The following is a 25,150-nucleotide window of genomic DNA, read 5'->3' as shown; positions in this document are numbered from 1 at the left end:
CCTCGCGGTGACTGATGTGCTGATCAAGTGACAGATACGGCGGCCAGCCACATCTCCTGTGGCTGACCACTACATCTGTCACCACGAGGTGCCGTGTAGCGTGCGAATGCGGTGGCCTGATCACGACATCTGTCACCGTTTTTCCACTGTGGGTGTCACCAATCTGTGCGTTCCACGCCGCGTGACCGACGATGTGAGGTTGTATGTCGCGGTGCCGATGAGCCGTGATCCGCTGTGGTCGCACTCCTGTCGTTGGACCGAGTTGGCTGTTCCCGCGGTGCGTGACCCGAAGGAGAAGATGATGCAGATCCTGCGCCGGCCCGCAGAGCCCGCGCCCGCGGTGCTGTTGGACTATCGGGTTCGTGGTCGAACGGTTGATCCTGTCCCGAGTGAGCTCTCTGGCCGGTGCTCGGACTGTGGCGGGCCGACGCTTGCAGGCCGATACGATTCCGATCATGTCTGATTGCATAATCGGGGTTGGTCGGAGAAGGAAGCAGTAGTGGCGGGTGGAATCACCGTCTGGCCAGCCGGAGCGTTTCCGCTGCAGCCCGAGCAGGTTGAGACGGCGTATCGAACATTGCGGGAAGCCCTGGCTGCCGAGATCGGTAGGGTCGATGCGGATGGCCTGGACAGCTGCCTGGGGCCCGTCCCGGAGGACCTGACCGATGCCGAAGCGTTTCATGCATGGCTCGGAGGCCATCTGCCGCTTGAGTGGGTGGGGCTTCGGCTGATGGCCGAGATTTTTCCCGCTGACGACCGCGTGGAACTGTCCGGCCGGATCGTGGTACCCGAAGGGCAGGTCCGCATCGTCGACGGTGATGTCACGGTCGACGGCGACCTCCTCCTCGAGGACGGAGCCCGGGTCATGGTGCTTGGCACGCTGACCATCACAGGGTCCCTCGTCGCGCCGACAGACAGCTATTCCCTGGTGGCCGCAGGTCGTATCGAGTGCCGCGACGGGGTGACCGGCAGGACCATCATGGCGTTGCAGTCCATCCACTGTCCGGGCACGTTTTTCCTCAGCTCGGACCACCACGACTCGATCGCGCCCCTGTACACCGGTGGGGTGCTCGTCGACTTCATGTGGCCGGCGCAATTCGACCGTGTCGAAGTCGCCACACGGGTCACCGGAGGAATCGAGGAAATCGACTATGACGCCGCAGTGGCTGCGCTCGCCATCCCGGAACCTGAAGACGACGACTGGGACGACCTCGGCAGTATCTATGCGGCGAAATTGCTGGCCAGCGTCTCCTGACTCGTTTACGCGTGACGTCCCGCTGTCTCGCTGAAAGATCCACTATCAGCCAACTACGTTCAACCGGCCGAGTATGGGGCTCGGTGCTTGCGAGTAGCCATACTCTCCCGACATCCTCCGTTGCCCGGCACCTTACATGCGATAATCGAATACATGTTCGATGAACAGCTCACCAGTGCGCTGTATCTGGACCAGAGGAAGGATATCGACCCATACCGGCTGATCTTCGACGGCCTAAGCATCAAGGCCCTCACGCCGGACCAGTCGATGAAGCGATTGCGGTCTATCTCCGACGATCTGCTGAGGCGCGTGCGGACCTCGCGAGCCATCTTGTCGACCAAGTGAATCGGACGACTGCGCGCGACGGTGGCTCCGAAACAGTCCGGCGGTCGTACATCGGGGCTGCTGCAGGGGTAGGTGACAACCGAGATGGCTTGCCGAGGGGCTGGCCTGAGAGGATGTCGCAGTGCCCAAGCCGTATCCGAAAGAGTTCCGCGACGACGTGGTCCGGGTCGCCCGTAACCGTGACGACGGGGTCACGCTGGAGCAGATCGCGGCCGATTTCGGGGTGTGCATCCGATGACGTTGTCGAAGTGGATGCGCCAAGCCGATGTCGATGACGGAAACAAGCCCGGAACCACCCGTAGTGAGTCGGCCGAGTTGCGTGATGCCCGCCGCCGGATCCGGTTGCTCGAGCAGGAGAACGAGGTTCTGCGCCGAGCGGCGGCCTATCTGTCGCAGGCTCAGATCCCGGGAAAAGGCTCTACCCGCTCGTGAAAGAGCTTGCCGCCGAGGGGATTCCCGTGGCGGTGACGTGCCGGGTGTTGCAGCTCGCTCGCCAGCCCTATTACCGGTGGCTGGCCGCTCCGGTGACCGTCGGTGAGATCGCCGAGGCGTATCGGGCCAACGCGTTGTTCGACGCGCACCGCGACGATCCCGAATTCGGATACCGGTTCCTGGTCGACGAGGCTCGCGAAGCCGGTGAGTCGATGGCTGAACGGACCGCGTGGCGGATCTGTTCGAGCAATCGGTGGTGGAGCGTGTTCGGCAAACCGCGGCGGGGGCAAGAACGGCAAACCCGGGTCGCCTGTCCACGATGATCTGGTGCTGCGGAATTTCCGTAGCGATGCACCGAATCGTTTGTGGCTCAGTCCCTCGCGCACTTCAGGATACCGTCGCCTCTGGCCCGTGACGTGCAGCCGATCGCGACCGCGGTCTGCGGTAGTCGGACGGAGCCGCAGGACAGGGGTGGTTACGGCGAACGGGTAGAGCCCAGCCTGGAGCCGCGCCAACGGTAGTTGGCCCGTTCACGCGGGTTCAGGCCGCCCCAGATGCCGTACGGCTCGTGTGCGGTGATCGCGTAGTCGCGGCAGCTGGCCAGGACCGGACAGCTCGCGCAGATGCGCTTGGCTGCATCCTCGGCCTGGCCCGGCCGTTCGGTGTAGAAGATGTTCACGTCGAGGGAACGGCACTCGGCGCGCAGCTGCCAGTCCCAGGTGACCGCACGCGGCGCCGGGAGTTTGAGGGATCGGTGGGATACCACATGAACTCCTTCCGACATCCCTAGGAAAAGGCATAATATATCGTCCACAGTTTTGTGAACTCGGGTTTCGGCGCATGCCGATCCCCCTGCAGGGTGGCGGCGCAGGCGGGTGGTGCGCCGCCGCTGGGATCAGCAGGGTCCTCCGATGATTCCGCTGTCGTGCAGGGCGCCCAGTTCGGCGTCGGTCAAGCCGAGCGTTTCGGCCAGAACGGCATCCGTATCGGCGCCCAGGGCTGCGGCAGGGGCGACCGGGCCGTATTCGGAGGAATCACGGATCGGGTTGCGGGCGGACACGACCGGGCCGATCCCGGGCTGGTCGAGTTCGGTGAGAACGGGGCTCGCGATACCTGCCTCGAAATCGGTCACCACGTCGCTCATGGTGCGATAGCGGCTCCACAGCACGCCGGTGGTGGTCAGTGCTTCGGCCGCCTCGTCGATGGTGCGGGCGGCGAACCAGGGGCGCATGATCGCGGCCAGCGTCTCGCGGTGGGTGTAGCGCGCGGCTTCGTCGTCGAAGTCGGCGCCGACGGCATCCGACAGGGCCGCAACGACTTTCGCGGTGCCGGTGGCCTCGCACAATGCCTGCCACTGGCGTGGGGTGAGAGCCACCACCATCACGCGCTCGTCGTCGCCGGTGCGGAAGTCGGCGCCGAAACTGCCGTACACGAAGTTGCCGTGCCGTGGACGGTCGCCGCGCTCGCGGACCTCACTGAACCAGCCCAGGTTCGCGACGCCGGCCAGGGCCACGTCGGCCAGCGCGATACGCAGATCCGAACCGTGGCCGGTGGTGCGGCGGCGGTGCAGTGCGGCGAGCAGGGCGGTGGTCGCGGTGGTTCCGGCCAGCAGGTCCCAGGCCGGCAGCACGTGGTTCACCGGGGTTCGGGTGTCGGCCGGCCCGGTGAGATCGGTGACGCCGACCTCAGTGTTCACGGTGTAGTCCACGGCCGGCCCGCCGTCGGAGCGTCCACCGATATGCACCTTGATGACGTCGCCGCGCCGGGCGGCGAGCGCGTCGTAGGAGAACCAGGGGCGGCCCACCGCGTTGTCGACGACGAGTCCCGCGTGGTCGCCGGGTGCGGTGGACAGCGCCAGGACCAGTTCGCGGCCTCGTTCGGTGCGCACGTCGATCTCGACCGATCGCTTGCCCCGGTTCAGCGACGCCCAATACAGGCTGGCACCGGTCCGCTGGGAGACGGGCCACCGGTGGAAATCTGCCGCGCCGCCCGCCGGGTCGATCCGGATCACCTCGGCGCCGAGCTGGGCGAGCGTCATCCCCGCCGACGGTCCGGCCACGAAACTGGCGAACTCGACGACCCGTAGGCCGGTCAAGGGTGGGGTGGGCGGGCCGTGGAGAACCGGGGTCATCGGAGCCTCACTTCGAGCTGGGGTTTGCGGCCATGATACTAATATTATATATTATCCATGAACGCGATCCGCCTGATCGGTTTCTTTTGGAGGGGATCGCGAAAAGGGGCCCGGCCTGCCGGGTTCCAATGGAGGGGCTGGTTCTGGTCGTTCACCACAGTGCGGTGGCAGCTATCCGACGACGAGGTCGGATGGGAGTGATCGGCGGCCTCCTTCGAATCCTGGCTCCCGAGACCCTTCTTCCCACTCCTTTGAGTGGGGTCTCGGGCTTGTGCGGTGCCGGTAGCCGGCGAGTGGCCGTCGATGCGGCGACCGGCACCGTCTCCTGATCGCAAATTCAACAGGTCGCTTGTCCGGTTCGGCTCTATGTATGAGGCATAATGCATAATGAGCCTACCGGGAAGGGATCCAGCCGCACATGAACCCCACGATGCGAGAGTTACCGCGCAGCTCCGGCGCCCAGCGGCAACAGCTGTCGGAGGATGTGGCTAGCTACGTCCGGGAACTGATCATCTCCGGGCAGGCCCGCCCGGGCGACTTCCTGCGCACCGATCCGATCGCCGAGGCGGTCGGGGTCAGTAATACGCCGGTACGTGAGGGGCTGTTGCTGCTCAGCGGTGAGGGTTTCGTCGAACTGGTTCCGCGGCGCGGGTTCATGGTGTCGGCGTTCTCTCGCCAGGATGTCCGCGATCTGTTCTGGGTGCAGGCCACACTGGCCGGGGAGCTGGCCGGACGGGCGGCGAAGAACATTTCCGAGCGCCAGCTGCAGCATCTGGCAGATCTGATCGCACAACACGAGCAGGCCGTTGCGTCGGGTGCGGATTCGGAGCGAATTGGGGCTCTGGGACACGAGTTTCATCGCACCGTGAATCTGGCGGCGGACTCGCGGCGGCTGGCGATGCTGCTGGGGTCGGTGGTCAAGCAGCTGCCGAACCGGTTCTATGGGGCGATCGAGGGTCGCGCCGGCGAGAGCTCACGTGACCACCCGGCCATCCTGGAGGCGATGCGCAAGCGCCGGGTCAAAGCCGCGAACACCTTGATGTGCGATCACATCATGTCCGGTGCCGACGAACTCATCGCCATGCTGGAGAAGCAGGGACTCTGGTCGGAGGAGATCAAGTCGACCGCGTGAGGTGCCCTGCCTGGGAAGGATCTTTCCCTGGATGTGCCGAGTAGTCGGTTATAGCCTCATGTCATGACCGATCGAGCGCCGCACCTGCGGGAACTGGGAGAATTCCTTAAGACCCGGCGCGGGGAACTCGACCCCGCGACGGTCGGCCTGGTCGTCGACTCCGGCCGCCCGCGCCGGGTGCGCGGACTGCGCCGCGAGGAGGTCGCGGACCTGGCCGCCATCAGCACCGACTACTACACCCGGATCGAGCAGGGGCGGCTCGCGCCGTCGGAACCCGTACTGGCGGCGTTGGTTCGAGTGCTGCGCCTCGATCGGGCCGAACGCGATTATCTGGAGAACCTGATCGGCCCCGGTGCCCGCCGAACTCCGGTACGGCGCGGACGACAGCGGGTGCGCCCGCAGATCCAGCGGCTGCTCGACCAGCTCACCGACACTCCGGCGCTGGTGCTCGGGCGGCGCCTGGACATCCTGGCCTGGAACCGGCTGGCTGCCGCACTGCTCACCGATTTCTCGGCTGTTCCGGCCCGACAGCGAAACTATGTGCGGCTGATCTTCACCGATCCCGCGGTCCGAGAGCTGTATCAGGACTGGGAGGCGGTCGCCCGCACCGGCGTGGCGATCCTGCGCATGGATGCCGCGGCCAACCCCGCCGACCCGGACCTGGCCGCACTGGTCGGCGAACTGTCGGTGACCGATCCGCAGTTCCGCCAGTGGTGGGCCGACCGGCACGTCGCGCATCAGGAGTTCGGGACGAAAGTGCTGCGGCATCCCGAAGTCGGTGAACTGACACTGGATTGGGACACGTTCACCTATGCGGGTGACCCGGCGCAGCAACTGGTGCTGTGGTCGGCCGAGCCCGGCAGCGCCTCGCACGAGCGGCTGCGGATACTCGCGTCCTGGTCGGCTGCGCCACCCCACCCGGTGGCCGTCGACGACCCGCTGGGCACCGAACGGGAGTGAGGCAAGGCAATGACCGAATCGCCGACCCAGCACCCGCGCCCCCTCGAAGGGTTGCGGGTGCTGGATATGACCGTCGCCCTCGCCGGACCCTACGGGACGTTGCTGTTGGCGGCGCTCGGCGCCGAAGTGATCAAGATCGAGGCGCCCGGCGGCGGAGACATCGCACGCCACAACCCACCATTCTACGGCGACAACGGCATTCACTTCGGAGCCCTGGCAGACGGCGATGTGTCACTGTCCGTGCTGGCGCGCGCCCGCAACAAGAAGTCGGTGACGCTGGACCTGAAATCCGAAGCGGGCCGCGAGCTGTTCTACGAGTTGGTCCGGCACGCCGACATCGTCTTCGAGAACTCCAGTGACGGTGTGACACAGCGGCTCGGTGTCGACTACGAAACGGTCCGGGCGATCAATCCGCGCATCGTCTACGCGTCGGTCAGCGGCCTGGGTATTCCGACCCTGTATCCCGGAGTGAAGGCCATGGACATCACCGTCCAGGCGCTGAGCGGTCTGATGGACACCACCGGAAACGCCGACGGACCCCCGACGCGGGTCGGCATCGCGATCTCCGACCTGTTGGCGCCGCTGTACGCGGTGATCGGGATCCAGTCCGCACTGCTCCAGCGGGCGATCACCGGTGCGGGGCAGCACGTCGTGGTGTCCATGCTCGAGTCACTGGTCTCGCTGCTGCCGTTCGAGCACTTGGATGTGTTGCAACGCAACGGGTTTCCGGCCCGTTCGGGCAATCGTCACAATCGGCTCGCGCCCTTCGGTGTCTACGGGACCCGCGACGGCCACGTCTCGATTGCCGCCGCCAACGACGACTGGACCCGGTTGTTGTTCGCCGCGATGGGTACCCCGCAGTTGGCCGACGATGCCCGGTTCAGCGGTCGCGGCCCGCGGGCCGTGCACGCCGGCGAACTCGACGACCTGATCGAGCAGTGGACTGGGGCGCATACCTCAGCAGAGGTGATCGCGGAACTGGCCGCACGTGGCGTGCCCTGCGTTCCCGTGCGGACCGCGCTCGAGGTGCTCAGTGATCCAGAGATGTTCGAGCGCGGCGCCCTCGAACGTCTCGAACATCCGCGGGCCGGTGTGATCGACGCGGTGGCCGGCGGAATCCCGATCCATATGTCTGCGGCGACGGTCGGCCTCGGTCGGCCGGCGCCCGAATTGGGGGACGACAACGACGAGGTCTTCGGCACACTCCTCGGTCTCGACGCGGACCGGCTGCAGGTCCTGCGCGAGAAACGAGTCATCTGAGACGGCGCCGGCACATTCGGCTGCGCCGGGAACGCCCGCGACGCTCCGTGTCGCGGTTGCACGGCGTCGCCGGAGCCTCGAACCGCTGCGGCCCTGGTCCGTACGGGCCAGGGCCGCAGCGCGAGGGTCCGCGATGTCCGGTCAGTGGCCCGGTACGAGCGTCAGTGTCCGTCCGTCCGCTACGGCCGTGCCGTCGATGTACTGATCGACCGAGTCGTCGCGGGTGAGGACGCCGTCGTCGCCGATCATGAAGCGGCGCAACACTTCCTCGGTACCGCGCATCGGGTCCTGGCCCAGTGCCCACAGCGCCCGCCCGCTCGGGGACATCACGGTCGCCTCGGAGTACACACCGGTCTGCGTCGAGAAGTCGACATTCGGCAACGGCTGCAGGGTGCCATCGGGCTGGATCGCGTAGGAGCTGAGGAACGACGAGCCCATATTCGGCACGTACAGGTAGCGCCCGTCGGGCGTGATGCTCGAGACGTGCGGCAGGATGCCCGCCGGGTACGGCGACCCGGCAACCTCGGTCAAGGTGCCGTCGTCGGCCCGGTTGAAAGCCTGTACGGTGCCGCTTAGTTCGTTGGTGATGAACAGGTGGCGGCCATCGGGAGTGATGGTGGGAAACAGCGGATTGATGCCGCCGCCGACGCGCTGTTTCGCCGGAGACACAGTGCCGTCGGGCCGGATGTCGAGGACCAGCACCTGCCGGTCCGGGACGCTGGCCACATAGAGGCTGCGGCCGTCGGGAGATACCGCGGCGGAGCCGATCCCGTCCATGGCGGCACCGAGCGGTGTCGCGGGACCGTTCTGCACCGGGACGCCGTCGGCGCCGATCCGCACCGGCACCACGGCCGCATTGACGAGACCGACGACGACGTAGGCGTCGCGGCCGTTCGGGGCGAACGTGATATCGATCGGAACATCGGGGAGCGGCAGCGACGCGCCGGGAGTCAGGACACCCCCGGGGCCGATCGCATAGGAGATCAGGCGCGGATCCGTGGTAGGCGCCGTGTAGAGGAAGCGTCCGTCCGGTGACGCCGCTTGAGGCCAGTTGGGCATCCCGGTGGCGGGTCGTCCGGCGATCGGCGTCGGCTGCCCGGTGTCGGCGGCGGCATACCCCGCGATGCCGTCGCTGAGGTAGCCGTGGGCGTAGATGTAGTAGCCGATCGGGTCGGCGGACGCCGGCTGTGTACCTGCGGTCAACCCTGGTAGAACAGCGGCTGCGACAGCCACCGCCCAGCCGGCCCGCCGGCGGATACTGCCACCGGAACGCAGCGGCCGGCGCGCCGCAGCAGCATCGGTCGTCGTTGAATCGATTGCCATGCCGGAAGGCTACGTGTGAACTTTCATACGCAATGTACAAAATATTGGACATAGAGGGGTCTCCGAGAACCTGGCTGGAATCCGCCGCCGGTCAGCTCGGGCGGCGGTCGGCAACACGGTCCGACCCTGCGCGTCCGCCGCTGAAACGTTCTGCTGCTGTCTGCCGAATAATCTTGCGGGAGAAACGATCCCGGGTCCATATGCGACACCTGAGAGCATGTTTTGCTGCGGCTCGGTGTCCAATTATCTGGACACCGAAAGGTCAGATTTCTCCGTACGCTCGGATTGATAGCCGATGTGAATCACCTTTCCATGGAGATAGCCAATGACGCTTGCCCCATCCATGGCGCCGGTTCTGCCCACGTTCGTATCCGGCGCCAAACAACTCCTCATCGACGGGCGCTGGGTCGGCGCGCAGGACCTCTGCCCGATCGAGGTGATCGACCCGGCCACCGGCCGGGTGCTGTCGCATATCGCCCCGGGTGGCGCCGCCGATGTGGACCGGGCGGTCACCGCCGCGCGCCGCGCCTTCACCGGCGAATGGAGCCGGTGGACCCCGCATCAGCGCCGCACGCTGCTGTCCCGGGTGCACGACGTGGTGATGGCGAACTTCGACGAACTGGCGGTCATCGAAACTCTGGATGTCGGCGCGCCGCTGCGGCGCACCCGCGCGCTCGCCGACTGGACTTCCCAGGTATTGCGCTTCTTCGCCGCCCAGTGCGATGCCGCCACCATGACGACCGGCGCCAATTCTCTACCAGGGACGGTGCTCACCCTCAAGCACCGCAGCCCGATCGGAGTCGTCGGGGGTGTCGTGCCGTGGAACGCGCCGCTGATCTCGGTGTGGTGGACTCTCGGCCCGGCGCTCGCGACCGGCTGCACAGTAGTCCTCAAACCGGCCGAGGAAGCCTCGCTCACCGTGCTGCGGGTCGCCGAGTTGCTGATCGAGGCCGGCGTGCCCGACGGCGTCGTCAATGTCGTGACCGGTCGCGGTCCGACCGGCCGCGCCCTTGCCGAGCATGCCGGCGTGGACCGGCTGACCTTCGCCGGATCGATCGGCGGTGCGCAATCGGTGGTGCGGGCCTCGATCAGCAATTTCAAACGGCTGCAACTGAATCTGGGCGGCAAGTCGCCGGATCTGGTGTTCGCGGACGCGGATCTGGACAAGGCGGTGCCGGGCGCCGCGATGGGCGTGTTCGCCAACAGCGGTCAGGCCTGTGTGGCCGGTAGCCGGATCCTGGTGCAACGCCCGGTGTACGACGAATTCGTGGAGCGGCTGGGGTCTTTCACGCGCGGGCTACGGGTGGGGGAGGGTATGGACCTGGCGACCGATCTCGGCCCGTTGATTTCCCGGCGGCTGCGCGACCGGGTGGAGCAGTACATCGAGATCGGGCGTGAGGAGGGAGCCGAGCTGGTCTGCGGTGGCGGCCGGCCTACGGGGGTGCCCGAGGGCGGATTCTTCATCGAGCCAACGGTTTTCGCCGGCGCCACCAACGAGATGACGGTCGCTCGGGAGGAGATCTTCGGCCCGGTCGCGACGGTGATCCCGTTCAGCACCGTCGAGGACGGGCTGCGGCTGGCCAACGACACTCGCATGGGGCTGGTCGGCGGTGTGTGGACGCGGGATCTGACCACCGCGCACCGGGTTTCGCGCGAGCTCGCGGCCGGGACGGTGTGGGTGAACTGCTACGGCCTGATCGATCCGGCGATCGGATTCGGTGGTCACCGGATGAGCGACCACGGATGGAAGGGTGCCCGCGAGCACGTGGAATCGCATCTGCGGCAGCAAGCGGTCTACATCGATCTCGAATGAGGTGGCGCCCGGGGATGGGGTCCCCGGGCGCGTGCAGCGGCCGATCAGAGGCGCTTGATGCCCTCCAGTACCGCCCGCAGCAGGACGGGGTCGACCGCGCTCTCCGGGGTGGGTGGCGCCCGGAAGATCAGGTAGCCGGCATCGATGAGATCCGCGACCAGTACCTTGGCGGCGGCCACGAACAGGTGGAGATGCGCGGCGATCTCGGCCACGGACAGGGTGGCACCGGCGCACAGCCGCAGGATCTCCCGGTACTCCCGATCCAGGGTGTCGCCGTCCGTACGGACGCCCGCGGTCGATACGAGGGTCAGGATGTCCAGGTCCTGCGACCCGGACGCGGTGCGCCCGCGCGTGACCGCGAACGGCCGAACGAGTGGACCGGGATCATCCTGGTATTCCTGCGACCACGGGTCGTCCGTACGGTGACTCACTGTTGGTGGCGCCCGGTGAAGGTCGACGTCGGGATCCGGGGAGTAGCCGCCAGGTGCTCGTGGACCTGTCCGACGAGAACGGTCATCTCGTATCCGATCAGTCCGAGGTCCGCGTCGCTGGCGGCCAGCAGGGCCAGGCAGGCGCCGTCGCCTGCCTCGCTCACCACCAGGTACCCACCGTCCAATTCGATCACGGTCTGTCGCAGCGCTCCTTTGCCGAAATGGGTGCCCGTCCCGCGGCCGAGGCTGTGCAGCGCGGAGGCGATGGCAGCGAGATGTTCGATCTGTTCGCGGGTGAGCCGGTTCGAGCCGGCAACGGGCAGGCCGTCGGCGGACAGCACCACTGCGGATTCAGCGCCGGATACCCGGTCGATGAGGTTGTCGAGGAGCCAGTCGAGGGTGCCGGAGGGTGCGCCGAGCAAAACATCGTTGTTCATGTTCCGACCATTCTTCTTACCGATGGGGATCCGCACCGGACGCACGCGCGCGGCGTGTGCCGGTTTGCAACGCGGCCAGCGACGCGCGAGCGGCGTCGGCGGTGCGTGCCGGGCCGACTGCGGTGTCGGCCACGATCTGGTCCCCGGACAGCTGCGGCGCGAGGTTCTGCTGCCGTGCGCGCCGCGGTAGGGGTGGTTTAGACGGATCGCTGTAACCGTCGGCGAATCCGCCGGACATCGCGTGGCGGGCGTTCCCGGGGCCGAGGCCGTTGGCCGGGGCCGGGCCGGTGACCCGGCCGGTCACGGTCACCGAGATGAATTCCGGAGTGGCGCGTTCGGTTTCGGCGTATACGGGGCCGGTGTTCTCGCGATGTACGATCGTCCAGGGCAGAAGCACGACGGAAGTCACACCGCCGTAAGCGGATTCGTTCAGACTCACCGAGATCTCGTGCCGTCGGGCCAGCTGCCCGATCACGAACATCCCCAGCCGTCGCCGGCCCGAGAGTGCCATCTCGTGGAATTCGCGCGGCTCGCGGAGCATTTGGTTGAGTTCCTCGCGTTCGTCGAACGGAATGCCGACACCCTGATCGATGATCTCGACGACCAGGCCGTGCGCGACCGAACTGCCGTGCACCAGAATCGGTGCCTCCGGTGGGGAGAACGAGGCGGCGTTGTCGAGCAGCTCGGCGAGCAGGTGGATCAGGTCGGCGACCGCGGCGCCGAGAATGCCCACCTCGGGCAGGCGCACGGTGGCCACCCGGGTGAAACCCTCGGTCTCCGAGGCGGAACTGCGCACCACCTCCTCGAGCCCGACCGGATTGCGCCAGCGCCGGCCCGGCTGCCGCCCGCCCAGGATCAACAGATTCTCGGCGTTGCGCCTGGCCCGAGTCGCCAAATGGTCGAGGCCGTACAGCAGTTGCAGGTGCTCAGGGTCGAGTTGCTTGGATTCGGCCACATCCAGCAGGTCGAGCTGGCGGCGGACCAGGGCCTGGCTGCGGAAGGCGATGTCCAGGAAGACCCGGTTGAATCCCTCGCGGGTGCGGGCTTGCGCGACCGCGCCGTCGATGGCGGCCCGCTGGGCGATCGCGAACGCCGCCGACACCTGGCCGATCTCGTCGCCACCGTGGTCCACGACCGAGGTTTCCGCGGCCGTGTCGACCTCCTCGCCGCGCCGGATGCGGTCGATGATGGCCGGCAAGCGTTCCTCGGCAAGTTCCAGGCTGGCGGTACGCAGCGTGCGCAGCCGGCGGACGAGCCGGTTGGCCAGGGCCAGGGCTGCACCCAGCGCGGCGAGGGTGACGACCAGCAAGGTGCCGCCGGCCACCAGCGAGCGGACGAACTGCTGATCCGCAACGTCGGCGCTGCGGGCGGTGGACTGCTGGTATTGGTGGTAGAGCATGGAACTGATCCGGGTGCCGACCGCCTGCTCGGCCGTGAGCCATTGCGGGTACGGCACCGAAAGGGCTCCCGTGTCGGAGATTTCGTCCTCGGCAGTCGTCGCCAACCGCCAGTCCGAGCTGGCGGTGAGGGCCCGATAGTCGGCTTCGACCGAAGGAATCAGCTGTGGCGCAAGGGCATCGAGTTCGCTCCGGTAACTGCCGATCAGCTGGGTGAGGTTGCGTCGCTGTGCGGTATCCAGATTGTCCGCGGCCAGTCCGGCCTCGATCAGCCCGATGGCCTGTGAATGCCGGTCTCCGGCCAGAACGAAGCCGGATCCGGTGATCTCCTCGGCCAGTGCGTCGTTGGCGGGGGAGGAGTGGATACTGCTCTCACGCCCACCGTCGGCAAGCGCGGTCACCATCTTGGTGTAGTACGTGTCGATGTCGGCGATGCTCACCTGATGCTGGTCCACCGACCGCCGGATATCCGGGAGCTGGGCGACCAGGGTGCCGAACTCGACGGTGAACCGGGAGGCCCCGGCCTTGTCCAGGTTCGCGCCCTTGGCCGAGATGCGCGTCGCCTCCGCCAGCGCGGCGTCCATTCGATTGCGTTTGCCCTGCAGGTCGGCCTGCGCAGCCGGCGTACCGGCCGCGATCAGCAGGCTGGCGGCGCGTTCGTCCTGCACGGTGCCGATGTAGTGCAGCAACGGCGCGATGATCGTCTTGCGGAAGTCGGCCAGTTCTCGTGCCGAATAAGCCTGCACGGTCAGCACCGAGACGGTACCGGTGGCGGTCAGCAACAGCGCGGCACTGGGCACCAGGGCGATCGCCAGCACTCGGGTCCGGATGCCGATCGTTCGGGAACGCGTGCCGCGCAACGGATTCATGTCTGCCGACGGTAATTCGGCCCGGGGGCCGACAGTGTCCAGATAGTTGGACAGTCAGGGGCATTGCGGACTGCGACGCTGCTGTAACGCAGATCACCTGCGGCGCACGCGGTGCGATGATTTCCGGAAGGACCATTTCTATGAGCAACGAGACCCTGACCAGCAAGGAAGCTGTCGCGCAGACCTGGGTTCGGGCCCTGTCGGATCTCGACCTGTTCGCCCAGCTGTGCTCGGCGGACTGCCAGGTCTGGCACAGCAACGACAACCTCTGGGTCACGGTGCAGCAGGCGGTCGACGCGGCCAAGGCGCGGCCGGACTTCCCGGAGTTCGTGGACCCGCGGGTCACGATGACCGACGCCGGGTTCATCGTGCAGTCGTCGGTGTCGCTGGAGCTGGGTGGGCACGCGCAGCAGTTGCACATCCTCCAGGTGACGGATGTGGTGGACGGCAAGGTCGTACGAGTGCAGGAGTACATCTCGCCCGAGATGCCGATCTAGGTGGCCCGGTGTGCGGCCGAGTCGCGCGATGCCGCGCCGGCCGCACACCACCGTGTCCAGAAAGCTGGACACCCGCGTCTCGGGCAAGGCTCTAGCGTCGGAATCGGCGCCGAAATGACCGGCGTCACAACGGCTCTCGCAGCCGAATGACCACCCTCGCGCCGGATGCTCGGGATTTCCGCCCGAATCGCGGCGAATTCCTTTCCGTTTCGCTCCCGGCTCTGCACAGCACTGCCGGGCCGGTCCGCGATCCGTGGCCAGCACAGGAATCTAGGAGACAGTACGTGTTCGGGAATGTAGTTGCTCTTTCACGGTGTGCCGCAGTCGGTGTGGCCTCCCTGGTCGTCGCCGGCTGGCTCGGTGCCACCCCGGCGGATGCGGCCGCGCCGTCGCGGTTTCTCGTCATCGGCGGGACCGGATCGTCGAACGTGGCCGTGCTGGGGGTCGACCCCGCCGGTCAGTTGTCGACCGTGGCGGGCTCGCCGTTCGCCTCGGGCACCGGGGCGCTGTCGGTGGCGGTGACGCCGGACAGCCGCAATGTGTATGTCGCGCAGACGGTCTCGGGCGCCATCAGCGGATACTGGCTCGGCACCGACGGCAAGCTCACCCCGAACGGGGTGCAGCTGGACTTCGGTCAGCCCGTGGTCGGCATCGTGATCAGCCCGGACGGGACCAGGTTGTTCGCCACCGTCGGCGGGCTGACCGACGAGATCCGATCGTACCGGATCGGCCCGACCGGGGCGCTGACGCCGACCGGCGCCGCGCCGGTGCAGATTCCGGGACTGAGCGCACTGACCCTGCCGGCCTTCTCCCCGGACGGCCGGTTCATGTTCGTCGCCAGCTATCTCGAAGGCCAGGTGTACAGCTACGCGGTCGGGACCGACGCGAACCTGACACCGGTCGGTGGCCCGCAGCCCGCCGGCGCTATGCCGACTCTCCCGGCGGTCACTCCGGACGGCAAGTTCCTGTACGTCAGCAACGAGACCAGCGGTGACCTGTCGGGGTACGCCATCGGCGCGGACGGGTCGCTCACTCCGACGCCGGGTTCGCGCTACAGCACCGCGCTGGAGCCGCACGGTGCGCAGTTCACCCCGGACGGGAAGCGGCTGTACGTGCCGGCCGCGGGCGGTGGTGTCATCAACGGGTTCTCGATCAACGCCGACGGCTCGCTGACCCCGCTGCCCGGTGCGCCCTACCCGGCCGCGGCCGGCGCCCTGGTCGGCCGGGTCATCCTCGATCCGGAAGCCAAGAGCGCCTTCGTGATCGATGCCCTGACCTTGCACGGCACCTCTCAGGTGCACAGCTACTCGATCGCCGCCGACGGCAGCCTGACGCCTTCCGGCCAGACGGTGGACACGGGTGTCACGTTCTCCGACGGCCCGTCGGGAGTTCTCACCAACGGCCTCTGAGCGGGACCGTCGCACCCCCGGTATTCCTGCGGAAGGCGTCGCAGGCCGGAGCGTGGCCCGAGACGGGTCCGGCATCCAGGAAGCGGATGCCGGACCCTTGTCGTCGAGCGGTCCGTTCGGGCATTGCGGCAGCTAAAAATATATTATATAGTATGGATGAATGTAGTCCGGGTGGGCGGATCCTTCCGATCGGGCTACAGAACACGGCTCGCGCAGCGGGTTCGTGCGGAGGGGTCCGGTCGTTCGCCACGGCGTAGTGGTAGGGACCCGACAGCGTGGTCGGGCGGCAACGGCGGGCCCAGCTCCGAACTCTGAAACTCCCGAGGCTCCCTGCGCTCCACCAGGGTGCCTCGGGCCGGCGGTACCGATCGTCTGTGAGCTGCCCCGTTACCCGGCGATCGGTACCGCCTTTTCCGCTATTCAGTGCCTGCGGTCACTCCCGCGGCCAGTGTCGGCCACGAATCATGCAGTGCTGTCTGCCAGTACGGCCACGAATGGGTGCCGATGAGGTAGTAGTGCACGTCGGCCGGCACGCCCTGCAGGCGGAGCTGCGCGTCGAGGGCCAGGGTGCAGTCGCGGGCACCGTCCTCGATGGCCATGGCGGCGGAGACGGTGAGCGGCAAGGTGGGTGACGGATCCAAGGCGAGGTCCGCGGCGCCTGGGACATCGGTGCCGGCCGAGATGAAGACCTGCTTCCCGCGCAGCGCGTCGGTGTGCAGGCTGACATCGTGCGCGGCCCAGTCGGGGTCTGTGATGCCGCCCCACATATTGTCCGCGTCGCCGCCCCGCCCGGCCACCGCGGCCCGGACATACGCCTGACCGACACCGGCGGTGTACATGCATCCGCTGTACGACGCGACCGATCGATACAGCGACGGATAACGGAAGGTCAGGCTCATTGCGGCCTGTCCGCCCATCGACAGACCGGCTACCGCGTTGCGTCCGTTGCCGTGAAATGTGTTGTCGATCAAGGGCGGTAACTCCTGGGTCAGAAAGGTCTCCCAGCGAACGTGACCGAGCCGCGGATCGTCGCGTTGCCAGTCGGAGTAGAAGGTGCCACCGCCGCCGACCGGAAGAACCACATTCACCGGCTTGTCGCCGAAGAACTGGACAGCATCGGTGCGCATCGTCCAGGTGCTCTCGGTTTGGGTGGGGTCGGCGCCGTCGCCGTCGAGCAGGTACAGCGTCGGGTGGGGGGAGTCGCGGTCGGGTGGCAAGAGAACGTCCACCTGCACGATCCGCTGCATCGCAGGCGAATCGACGAAGACCTGGATCCAGCGGTCGGTCCGGGCCACCACATGGTCGACGGACGCGGTCGGGGGTGCGGCTACCGCTGTGCCCGCACCCGCGCACACCAGCGCGGCACAAGCCGCCGATGCGGCAGCGGCTCGCAGCCGCCTAATCGTTCGAGATCTACTGCCGGACAAACGGTTTCGTACTGGTGACGTGATGCGGTGTGTCATGCTGCGGTCTTTTCGTCGAAGTCGATTGATGCCCCGGTGGACGGAAACGTATGTGCGATCATGCTCGACGACTGTCCACATAACTGGACACCGGCAGCGCTCGGCCGGAGGCACACTCTCCGGTGGCGAATCCTGCATGATGCGCAATCTGGCGTCGGCCGAGGGCGCGGCCCGAATCAGCGGGCCCCGCACCGGTTCTCGATGCCACCTACCGAGGGAGTTGAGCGCTGGTGAAGGCTGTGCGGTACTACGGCAAGGAAGATGTGCGGTTCGAGTACGACGTGCCCGAACCGCACGTGCGCCCGGGTACGGTCCGGATCCGGCCGGCCTGGACCGGGCTGTGCGGTGTCGATCTGCACATGTACTTCCATGGCCCGATTCCGACGGTCACACCGTCGGCCGATCAGCCGCACCACGTGACCGGCGAGACCTTGCCGATCGTGCTCGGACACGAGTTCTCGGGTGTCGTCGAGCAGGTCGGGGAGGGCGTGACCGGACTGGCTGTCGGTGACCACGTCGTGGTGGAACCGGTCAGCGGGTGCTCCGAGTGCGCCGCATGTAGGTCCGGGCGGTACAAGCACTGTCCGCGGATGGCCAGTCTCGGCATCTCGGGCGGTGGCGGTTGGCCTTGCGGAATTGGTTGTGGCCGAAGCGAATCGAGTGCACCGCATCGGTGACATCCCGCTCGACCAAGCCGCCCTGATCGAAGAGTTGTGCATCGGCTACCACGCTGTCCGCCGCTCCGGCGCGCTCGCCGGGGACATCGCGGTCGTCGCGGGCGGTGGTCCGGTAGGTCTATTGACCGCTGCCGCGCTGCGTGGCCTCGGCGTCACCACGATCCTCCACGAGCCTGCGGAGATGCGCCGGCGAACCGCCATCGACGTCGGAATCGCCGACCGGGTAGTGGATCCCGATACCGAGTCGCTGACCGATGTCGTCGCGGCGGTCAGTGGCGGCCGGGGTGCCGATGTCGTATTCGACTGTGCCGGTGTGCCGGCGGCGTCGGGCCGGCTGCTGGACCTGCTGACCGTCGGCGGCAGGCTGGTGCTGGTCGCGCTCTACACCGAGAGCCCCGTGTTCGACGTGAACACTCTGATTTTCAAGGAACTCTCGATTCAGGGCTCGATGGGTTACGTCGACGCCCACCGCGAGGTGATCGACCTCGTCCGCGCGGGCAAGATCGACCTGGCCCCGTTCATCACGGCCCGCGTGCGAGCGCGCGACCTGGTCGCGGGCGGCCTGAAAAGGCTGCTCGACGAGCACGACACCCAGGTGAAAATGATCGTGCGCCTGTGACAGGGGCAGCTGATCAAGCTCGCGGGCCGGGCCACGGCTTCGACTCCCTGCGTGACCACCCACGATTCCGGAAGCCCTGCGCGGCCATCGTCCGGCTTCATGCGGTCGACGTGCCGATCATCCGAAGTGCCCGTCTAAGAAGTTGGACATCTGCGCCGGCCTCCGCCTTCTTACGGTCGAATCGTGCCGGATGACCGGCATCACAGTTCGAGTGCCGACCGTGATCGGCAGACAGACCGAGAGGTGACCATGACGGCGACATTGGCCGAGACCGCGGCGGTGGCGCGGGACGGGGTTCCGCACTATCGAATGTTCATCGACGGCGCCTGGGTCGACAGCACCACGGCGATTCCGGTGGTCGATCCGGCGACCGAGAGCATTGTGTGCACCGTTGCCGGTGCGGACACCGAGCATGTCGACGCGGCGGTGGCCGCCGCGAAGCGGACCTTCGACGCGGGTACGTGGCGGAACACACCGCCGGTCGAGCGGGCGGCGGTGTTGGACCGGGTGATCGGCGCGGTCGCCGCGCGGATGGACGAGCTGACCGTGCTGAGCAGTCGCGAGACCGGCATGCCGGTGCGGCTGGCGGCCGGGATCGGCGTGGGCTTCCCACTGGTGCACATGCAGCACTACGCCGAGCTGACCCGCACCTACGAGTGGGAGCGTTCGGCTCCGGTGAGCGGTCAGGTGTTGCACGCGGGCTACATCCGGCGTGAGCCGGTCGGCGTGTGCGCGGGCATCGTGCCATGGAACTTCCCGGCTGTCATCGCGGTGTGGAAGGCGATTCCGGCGCTGATGGCCGGCAACAGCGTGGTGCTCAAGACCGACGAGAAGACCCCGATCTTCGCGCTGGAGCTGGCAGCGATGCTGCGGGACGCCGGTCTGCCGGACGGCGCCTACAACGTGGTGGTCGGTGACGGCCCCGTGGTGGGCGGGCATCTGGTCGCGCATCCGGATGTGCGGCTGGTGTCGTTCACCGGGTCGACCGCGACCGGCCGCCAGGTGATGGCGAACGCGGCGGGCACCATCAAGCGGGTACTGCTGGAGCTGGGCGGCAAGGGCCCGAACATCGTCCTCGACGATGCGGACCTGGACGCCGCGGTCGACGGTTCCATCTACGCGTTCCTGCTGCACGCCGGCCAGGCCTGTGAGTCCGGTACCCGGCTGTTGCTGCCGACGTCGTTGCACGACGAGTTCGTGGCGCGGCTGATCGCGCGCCTGGAAACACTGAAGATCGGCAACCCGCTGGACCCCGCCACCGACATCGGCGCGGTGATGAACCGGACGCAGCAGGAACGGATTCTCGGCTACATCGAGAGCGGCAAGGCCGAGGGCGCCACCCTGGCCTTCGGTGGCGGCACCCCGTCGGGCGCCGGCTTCGAACAGGGCTTCTGGGTCGAGCCGACCGTGTTCACCGGCGTGACCAACGAGATGCGGATCGCCCGCGAGGAGATCTTCGGCCCGGTGCTGTCGGTGCTGAAATACGACACCGTCGAGGAAGCGATCGCGATCGCCAACGACACGGAATACGGCCTGGCAGCGGCAGTGTGGAGCCGGGACAACCAGCGGGCACTCGAGGTCGCGGCGCGGATCGAAGCCGGATCGGTGTGGATCAACGACTACCACAACATCGACCAGTACCTGCCGTTCGGTGGCTACAAGCAGAGCGGCACCGGCCGGGAGCTCGGCCCGGACGCCCTGGACGAATTCACCCAGGCCAAGTCGGTGACCGTCGACCTGTCCGGGGACGTCTCGCGGCGCGCCTACGGCCTTGTGCTGGGTACCCCGCCGGCGACAGCGTGATCGGGAGAATGCCGTGCCCAGATATCAATACGTCGTATTGACCAACCCGGTCGACGGCCGAGAAGGCGAATTCCACCGGTGGTACACCGAAACTCATCTGCACGATGCGCTGCGGGTGCCCGGTTTCTCGTCCGCCCAGCTGTTCAAGATCGCCGATGGGGCTCAGCGCGCCGAACCGCCGTACCCGTGGACCTACTGTGCGCTGTACGACCTGGAGACCGACGATCTGCAGTCGGTGGTCGACGCGCTCGCGGCTCGGTACAACACCGCTGACATGGTGATCAGCACGGCGTTGCACCCGCAGCGGCTGGGGCTGATCTTCGAGGCGGTCACCGGTCGCCTCGAAGCGGCGGTCTGAGCCCCTCGTCCGGTGCCTCGCTAGCACGGGCCCCGGACGAGCGCCAGGGCGGGATTCCGCCCTGGCTGCCACTGAACATCGGTGGCACTTTCGGAATTTCCGGGAAGTGTGCGGATAGGGAGAGTCTTTATGGCCGGACCGCTCGACGGCGTGCGGATCGTGGATCTGACCTCGAATTTCATGGGCCCGTTCGGATCGTTGCTGCTGGCGGACCTGGGTGCGGATATCGCGAAAGTCGAGTCTCGCGAGGGTGATACGACCCGAGGTGTGGGGCCGTGCCGGAACCGCGGTATGAGTGCGATATTCCTGCATTTGAATCGCAACAAGCGCAGTATCGTGCTCGACCTGAAGAACGAGCAGGGCAATACGGCGCTGAAACGTATGTTGGCCGGTGCCGACGTCCTGCTCTACAGCCTGCGGCCGCAGGCGATGGACCGGCTCGGCCTGTCGTATGCCCGGGTCCGGGAGCTGAATCCGCGGCTGATCTATTGCGGCGCTTTCGGTTTCGGGCAGAACGGCCCGTATGCCGATCGGCCGGCCTACGACGACTTGATCCAGGCGGCGGTCGGCATGCCGGTGCTTCAGAGCCGGAAGTCCGGTCCGCCCGAGTACGTCGCGACCGCGATCGCGGATCGAGTGGTGGGAATGGCGCTGTCCACGGCCGTGTCGACAGCCCTGTTCCAGCGCGAGCGGACCGGGTCCGGCCAGGAGATCCAGGTGCCGATGTTCGAGACGTTCACTCAGTTCGTCCTGGGCGATCACCTCTACGGCCACACCTTCGTGCCGTCGATCGGCGAGTCGGGGTACGCCCGGATGATGAATCCCGACCGCCGTCCCTATCGCACGTCGGACGGCTATCTGGGGGTGAACGTCTACAACGACGAACACTGGCGGCGGTTCTTCGAGATCTCCGGTCATGCGGAGATGGCTCAGGATCCGCGGTTCGCCGATATCCACGGCCGCACCCAGCACATCGGCCTGCTCTACGAGTTCCTGGCCCAGGTGCTGGCGACCAGATCTACGGCCGAGTGGCTGGAGCTCCTGACCGAAGCCGACATTCCGGCGATCGAGATGAACACTGTCGAATCGCTCCTGGAGGATCCGCACCTGAAGGAGACCGGATTCTTCTTCGAGGAGGACCATCCTTCCGAGGGCGCGTTGCGATCGATGGGAATCCCGCAGCGCTGGAGTGGGGACGCACCCGAACAGCGGTACCCCGCACCGCGACTCGGCGAGCACTCGGTGGAGTTGCTCGCCGAGTACGGATTCGGCCGCGACGAGATCGGAAATCTGCTCGCCGCCGGTGCGGTATACACCCCGGAGAATCTCACGGCCAGATAATTGGCGACCCATCGCCGGTTGATGAATTCCGAACCGGCGCTTCGAAAATGATCAACTCGAAGCCGGTGCGCGGTGAGCGATTTCTCTGGTTCACTGACTGGGCGGCGAACATCTGCCGTCGAATTCGACTGAAAATCAAGGGTAAAGGAGACGGTTGTGGCCGTTCAGGTAGCAATCGATATGACCGTCAAAGCCGGCCGCTACGAAGACCTCCATGCGTGGATCGCCGAACATCTGCCGGGAACGCGGGGGTTCGAGGGAAACATCACTGTCGAGGTGGCCCGCAACCAGGACGAGCCGAATCGCATTCTCTTCGTGGAAAAATGGGTCGACCGGGAGAGCTTCGAGAACTACCTCGCATGGCGTGACGAGACCGGAGTGATCGCAGAACTCGCCGAATTGCTCGACGGGGATGTCAGCTTCCGTTACCACGACTTCATGGGTGTATAGCCGGTCCGCTACCGGTGTAATGCTTGCTCGAACTGGAGAACAGATGTCGAATACGAAGGCCGCGAATTCGGTCGTCCCGGATTTCGTGTCCGGGACCAAGCAGCTGCTGATCGGCGGCCGCTGGGTCGAGCCGGTGTCCGGCGGCGAGATCCCGGTCGTCAATCCGGCGGACGGCCGGGTGCTGGCGCACCTCGCACAGGGCGGACCGCAGGACGTGGATCGTGCGGTCGCCGCGGCCCGCCGGGCATTCGAGGGGGAGTGGAGCCGCTGGACCCCGCATCAGCGTCGCGCGCTGCTGCTGAAGGTCCATGACGTCGTGCTGGACAATTTCGAGGAATTGGCCACAATCGAGACGCTGGACATGGGTGCCCCGCTGCAGCGCACGCGCGGCTTGGCCGAATGGACCTCGCAGGTGCTGCGGTTCTTCGCCTCGCATTGCGACGCCGCCACGACAGCCACGGCGGCGAACTCGTTGCCGGGGAATTTCCTGACCCTCAAGCATCTTGCTCCGGCCGGGGTGGTCGGCGGAATCATTCCGTGGAACGGCCCGCTGATCGGACTGTGGTGGATCTTCGGGCCGGCACTGGCGACCGGTTGCACCGCGGTCCTCAAACCGGCCGAGGACGCGTCGCTGTCGGTGCTGCGGGTGGCTGAATTGCTCACCGAGGCAGGCGTTCCGGATGGTGTGATCAATGTGGTCACCGGATACGGGCGGGAAGCGGGACAGGCGCTCGCCGAGCACCCTGACGTCGATCGGCTCGCCTTCACCGGGTCGGTCGGCACCGCTCGGGAGATCGTGAAGGCATCGGCCGGCAATGTGAAACGCCTGCAACTGGAGTTGGGCGGCAAGTCGCCCGATATCGTCTTCGCCGACGCGGATCTCGACCGGGCCGTCCCCGGCGCTGCCATGGGTGTCTACACCAACAGCGGGCAGGTGTGCGTGGCCGGTTCGCGCATCTTCGTACAGCGCGCCATCCACGATGAATTCGTCACGCGGATGGGTGAATTCGTGAAGACGATCCGCGTCGGAGACGGGCTGCAGCCCGACACCCAGCTCGGGCCGCTGATCTCGGCGCGCCAGCTGGACCGGGTCATGGGGTACGTCGACCTCGGCGGTTCCGAGGGTGCCGAGCTGGTGGCCGGCGGCAAGCGCCTCGGCGGTGACCTGTCCGACGGCTTCTATCTGGCGCCCACGATCTTCGCCGGCGCCACCAACGACATGACCATCGCTCGTGAGGAGATCTTCGGCCCGGTGGCCACCGTCATCCCGTTCGACGACGTCGATGATGCCCTCCGGCTGGCCAACGACACCCGGTTCGGCCTCGGTGGCGGCGTCTGGACTCGTGATCTGTCCACCGCGCACCGAGTCTCGCAGGGCATTCGAGCCGGAACTGTCTGGGTGAACTGCTACGGCGTCCTGGACCCGGCCATCGGATTCGGAGGACAGAAGATGAGCGGCTACGGCTGGAAAGGAGCCCGCGAACACGTCGAGTCCTATCTGAGCACGAAGGCGGTCTATATCAACCTCGATTAGGTCCGGCCGGGCGATCGTTCGCCGCGCGAGAGTCGAGCCGTGCGGCGGACGAGCCAGGTCGGTGCGCACCCCGGGGATGTGTCGTCCCGGTCGACCGAACCGTGTCGCCACAGCTGGTTAGCTGTCTCGGCGTCCTCTGGCCGGTGCCTGGGAAGGAACTTTCCTATGCACCGTTCTGACCTTCCGCTACTACTCGAACGGTCATAAATTGATGTTGTAGCTAGGGAGTAGCCAAAGAATGGGAGAGGACGACCATGGCAGACAACATCGAGACGGTGGCGGTCAAGGGCTGGGCCTGGGACATCGCGACGGATATCTACTTCCCGCCGGACTTCGACGAATCGAAAGTGTACCCCACGATCGTCTCCGGTCACCCGACCGGCAGCTGTAAGGCGCAGACTTCGGGCAATGTGTACGGATCGGCGCTCGCCCAGGCGGGCTTCGTTGTCGCGGCCTTCGACGCGAGCTTCCAGGGCGACAGCGGCGGCGATCCGCGGTCGGTCGAGGATCCCGGCTTCCGGACCAGCGACTTCAGCTTCGTGATCGACTACCTCGTCAACTTGCCGTATGTCGACGCCGACAACATCGGCGTGCTCGCGATCTGCGGCGGCGCCGGTTACGGCGTGGCGGCCACCAAGATCGACCGCCGGATCAAGGCGCTTGGGACCGTTGTCGGAAGCAACGTCGGCCGGCTGATGCGCGAGGGCTTCTCGCAGTACGACCCGATGGGCATGCTCGAGGCCGTCGCCGCGCAGCGCACCGCGGAGGCCCGCGGGCAGGCCCAGGTGATCAACGACCTGCTGCCCCCGTCGGTCGACGCTGCGAAGCAGGCGGGCATCACCGATATCGACATCGTCGAGGCCACCGAGTACTACAAGACCCCTCGTGGCCAGGCTCCCGGTGGCAAGACGAGTTTCAACTTCGCGCGCCAAGCCGCCCTGGCCGATTGGGACGCCTACGACCGGGTCGAGGTCTTCCTGACCCAGCCGCTGTGCATCGTCATCGGCGACAAGGTCGGTGCCTTCGCTTCGCAGCGGCTGAGCATGGAGCTGTACGGGCGTGCCGCGTCGAAGGACAAGCAACTCGTCGTGGTGGAGGGCGCGTCGCACTACGACCTGTACGACCAGCCCGGCCCGACGGGTGTGGCGCTGGACAACCTGGTGCCGTTCTACCGTAAGCACCTGGGCTGATCGGCACGAACACGGCGCAAGGGC

Annotated in this window: 25 protein-coding genes; 18 read left to right on the top strand and 7 right to left on the bottom strand. The window is 66.8% G+C overall.

The genetic code is table 11. The features are described 5' to 3' along the window. The first annotated feature begins 499 nt into the window (after nt 1-499). The 4 genes from EBN03_RS28685 to EBN03_RS28675 all read left to right on the top strand — a co-directional run bounded on the left by EBN03_RS28685 (nt 500) and on the right by EBN03_RS28675 (nt 2,355). A complete protein-coding gene (locus EBN03_RS28685; RefSeq protein WP_147471736.1) occupies nt 500-1,255 on the top strand; it encodes a hypothetical protein in 756 nt (251 codons plus the stop codon). A 153-nt stretch (nt 1,256-1,408) separates the two neighbouring features. Continuing rightward, nucleotides 1,409-1,600 carry a hypothetical protein gene (locus tag EBN03_RS28680; protein WP_122191275.1) on the top strand — a complete coding sequence of 64 codons (192 nt, stop codon included), beginning with the start codon at nt 1,409-1,411 and terminating at the stop codon, nt 1,598-1,600. 234 nt (nt 1,601-1,834) lie between these two features. Next, entirely contained in the window at nt 1,835-2,032 is a 198-nt protein-coding gene (locus tag EBN03_RS34685; protein WP_199743003.1) for a hypothetical protein, read from the top strand. Further along, on the top strand, nt 2,029-2,355 hold the full coding sequence (locus EBN03_RS28675) for an integrase (RefSeq protein WP_122191274.1): 327 nt from the start codon (nt 2,029-2,031) through the stop codon (nt 2,353-2,355). Before EBN03_RS34685 ends, EBN03_RS28675 begins: the two co-directional genes overlap by 4 nt. A gap of 152 nt (nt 2,356-2,507) precedes the next feature. Here EBN03_RS28675 and EBN03_RS28670 read toward each other — a convergent pair whose 3' ends face one another. Both EBN03_RS28670 and EBN03_RS28665 read right to left on the bottom strand, forming a co-directional pair. After that, entirely contained in the window at nt 2,508-2,798 is a 291-nt protein-coding gene (locus tag EBN03_RS28670; RefSeq protein WP_233608699.1) for a WhiB family transcriptional regulator, read from the bottom strand. Between the two features lie 129 nt (nt 2,799-2,927). Next, nucleotides 2,928-4,163, bottom strand: a complete 1,236-nt coding sequence (locus tag EBN03_RS28665; RefSeq protein ID WP_122191272.1) for a CoA transferase — start codon at nt 4,161-4,163, stop codon at nt 2,928-2,930. A gap of 418 nt (nt 4,164-4,581) precedes the next feature. On the opposite strand from EBN03_RS28665, the gene EBN03_RS28660 reads away from it, so the two are divergent. The 3 genes from EBN03_RS28660 to EBN03_RS28650 all read left to right on the top strand — a co-directional run bounded on the left by EBN03_RS28660 (nt 4,582) and on the right by EBN03_RS28650 (nt 7,515). Continuing rightward, entirely contained in the window at nt 4,582-5,295 is a 714-nt protein-coding gene (locus EBN03_RS28660; RefSeq protein ID WP_122191271.1) for a GntR family transcriptional regulator, read from the top strand. 63 nt (nt 5,296-5,358) lie between these two features. Beyond that, a complete protein-coding gene (locus EBN03_RS28655) occupies nt 5,359-6,255 on the top strand; it encodes a helix-turn-helix transcriptional regulator (RefSeq protein WP_122191270.1) in 897 nt (298 codons plus the stop codon). 9 nt (nt 6,256-6,264) lie between these two features. Further along, complete coding sequence (locus EBN03_RS28650; RefSeq protein WP_122191269.1) at nt 6,265-7,515, top strand: CaiB/BaiF CoA transferase family protein; 1,251 nt, start codon at nt 6,265-6,267, stop codon at nt 7,513-7,515. Between the two features lie 141 nt (nt 7,516-7,656). On the opposite strand, the gene EBN03_RS28645 is transcribed toward EBN03_RS28650, so the two are convergent. Beyond that, nucleotides 7,657-8,718: a lactonase family protein gene (locus tag EBN03_RS28645; protein WP_122191268.1), complete on the bottom strand. Its 1,062-nt coding sequence runs from the start codon at nt 8,716-8,718 to the stop codon at nt 7,657-7,659. A 445-nt stretch (nt 8,719-9,163) separates the two neighbouring features. On the opposite strand from EBN03_RS28645, the gene EBN03_RS28640 reads away from it, so the two are divergent. Continuing rightward, a complete protein-coding gene (locus EBN03_RS28640) occupies nt 9,164-10,651 on the top strand; it encodes an aldehyde dehydrogenase family protein (RefSeq protein ID WP_122191267.1) in 1,488 nt (495 codons plus the stop codon). Between the two features lie 44 nt (nt 10,652-10,695). Here the strand turns inward: EBN03_RS28640 and EBN03_RS28635 are convergent, their stop codons facing one another. The 3 genes from EBN03_RS28635 to EBN03_RS28625 are packed head-to-tail and all read right to left on the bottom strand — an operon-like array spanning nt 10,696 to nt 13,785. Beyond that, entirely contained in the window at nt 10,696-11,082 is a 387-nt protein-coding gene (locus EBN03_RS28635) for a DUF742 domain-containing protein (RefSeq protein ID WP_122191266.1), read from the bottom strand. Continuing rightward, on the bottom strand, nt 11,079-11,519 hold the full coding sequence (locus EBN03_RS28630) for a roadblock/LC7 domain-containing protein (RefSeq protein ID WP_122191265.1): 441 nt from the start codon (nt 11,517-11,519) through the stop codon (nt 11,079-11,081). The genes EBN03_RS28635 and EBN03_RS28630 overlap by 4 nt, the downstream gene beginning before the upstream one ends. Before the next feature lie 16 nt (nt 11,520-11,535). Continuing rightward, a complete protein-coding gene (locus EBN03_RS28625; protein WP_122191264.1) occupies nt 11,536-13,785 on the bottom strand; it encodes a sensor histidine kinase in 2,250 nt (749 codons plus the stop codon). A 140-nt stretch (nt 13,786-13,925) separates the two neighbouring features. Here EBN03_RS28625 and EBN03_RS28620 point away from each other — a divergent pair, with 140 nt between their 5' ends. Together EBN03_RS28620 and EBN03_RS28615 are read left to right on the top strand one after the other, a co-directional pair. Further along, on the top strand, nt 13,926-14,282 hold the full coding sequence (locus EBN03_RS28620) for a nuclear transport factor 2-like protein (RefSeq protein ID WP_122191263.1): 357 nt from the start codon (nt 13,926-13,928) through the stop codon (nt 14,280-14,282). 329 nt (nt 14,283-14,611) lie between these two features. Then, nucleotides 14,612-15,691: a lactonase family protein gene (locus tag EBN03_RS28615; RefSeq protein WP_158675767.1), complete on the top strand. Its 1,080-nt coding sequence runs from the start codon at nt 14,612-14,614 to the stop codon at nt 15,689-15,691. A gap of 416 nt (nt 15,692-16,107) precedes the next feature. Here the strand turns inward: EBN03_RS28615 and EBN03_RS28610 are convergent, their stop codons facing one another. Beyond that, nucleotides 16,108-17,094, bottom strand: coding sequence for an alpha/beta hydrolase (locus EBN03_RS28610; protein ID WP_407671257.1), 987 nt, complete (start codon nt 17,092-17,094; stop codon nt 16,108-16,110). Between the two features lie 290 nt (nt 17,095-17,384). Here EBN03_RS28610 and EBN03_RS34680 point away from each other — a divergent pair, with 290 nt between their 5' ends. The 8 genes from EBN03_RS34680 (at nt 17,385) to EBN03_RS28575 (ending at nt 25,126) form a co-directional block, all read left to right on the top strand. After that, on the top strand, nt 17,385-17,831 hold the full coding sequence (locus tag EBN03_RS34680; RefSeq protein WP_199743002.1) for an alcohol dehydrogenase catalytic domain-containing protein: 447 nt from the start codon (nt 17,385-17,387) through the stop codon (nt 17,829-17,831). Beyond that, nucleotides 17,797-18,450, top strand: coding sequence for a zinc-binding dehydrogenase (locus EBN03_RS34675; RefSeq protein WP_199743001.1), 654 nt, complete (start codon nt 17,797-17,799; stop codon nt 18,448-18,450). Before EBN03_RS34680 ends, EBN03_RS34675 begins: the two co-directional genes overlap by 35 nt. A gap of 249 nt (nt 18,451-18,699) precedes the next feature. Further along, nucleotides 18,700-20,253 (top strand): aldehyde dehydrogenase family protein, encoded by a 1,554-nt coding sequence (locus tag EBN03_RS28600; protein WP_122191297.1) that lies wholly within the window; start codon nt 18,700-18,702, stop codon nt 20,251-20,253. A gap of 13 nt (nt 20,254-20,266) precedes the next feature. Continuing rightward, on the top strand, nt 20,267-20,611 hold the full coding sequence (locus EBN03_RS28595; protein WP_199743000.1) for a DUF4286 family protein: 345 nt from the start codon (nt 20,267-20,269) through the stop codon (nt 20,609-20,611). Between the two features lie 129 nt (nt 20,612-20,740). Then, nucleotides 20,741-21,952, top strand: coding sequence for a CaiB/BaiF CoA transferase family protein (locus EBN03_RS28590; protein ID WP_122191259.1), 1,212 nt, complete (start codon nt 20,741-20,743; stop codon nt 21,950-21,952). Between the two features lie 156 nt (nt 21,953-22,108). Then, nucleotides 22,109-22,402, top strand: a complete 294-nt coding sequence (locus EBN03_RS28585; protein WP_147471735.1) for a putative quinol monooxygenase — start codon at nt 22,109-22,111, stop codon at nt 22,400-22,402. A 43-nt stretch (nt 22,403-22,445) separates the two neighbouring features. Continuing rightward, complete coding sequence (locus EBN03_RS28580) at nt 22,446-23,936, top strand: aldehyde dehydrogenase family protein (protein ID WP_122191257.1); 1,491 nt, start codon at nt 22,446-22,448, stop codon at nt 23,934-23,936. A 254-nt stretch (nt 23,937-24,190) separates the two neighbouring features. Further along, nucleotides 24,191-25,126 carry an alpha/beta hydrolase gene (locus EBN03_RS28575; RefSeq protein WP_122191256.1) on the top strand — a complete coding sequence of 312 codons (936 nt, stop codon included), beginning with the start codon at nt 24,191-24,193 and terminating at the stop codon, nt 25,124-25,126. Nucleotides 25,127-25,150: the final 24 nt, after the last annotated feature.

Origin of the sequence: Nocardia stercoris (genome assembly GCF_003696265.1) — a bacterium.
Classification (GTDB): Bacteria; Actinomycetota; Actinomycetes; order Mycobacteriales; family Mycobacteriaceae; genus Nocardia; species Nocardia stercoris.
This window is presented reverse-complemented; position numbering and strand designations above follow the sequence as displayed.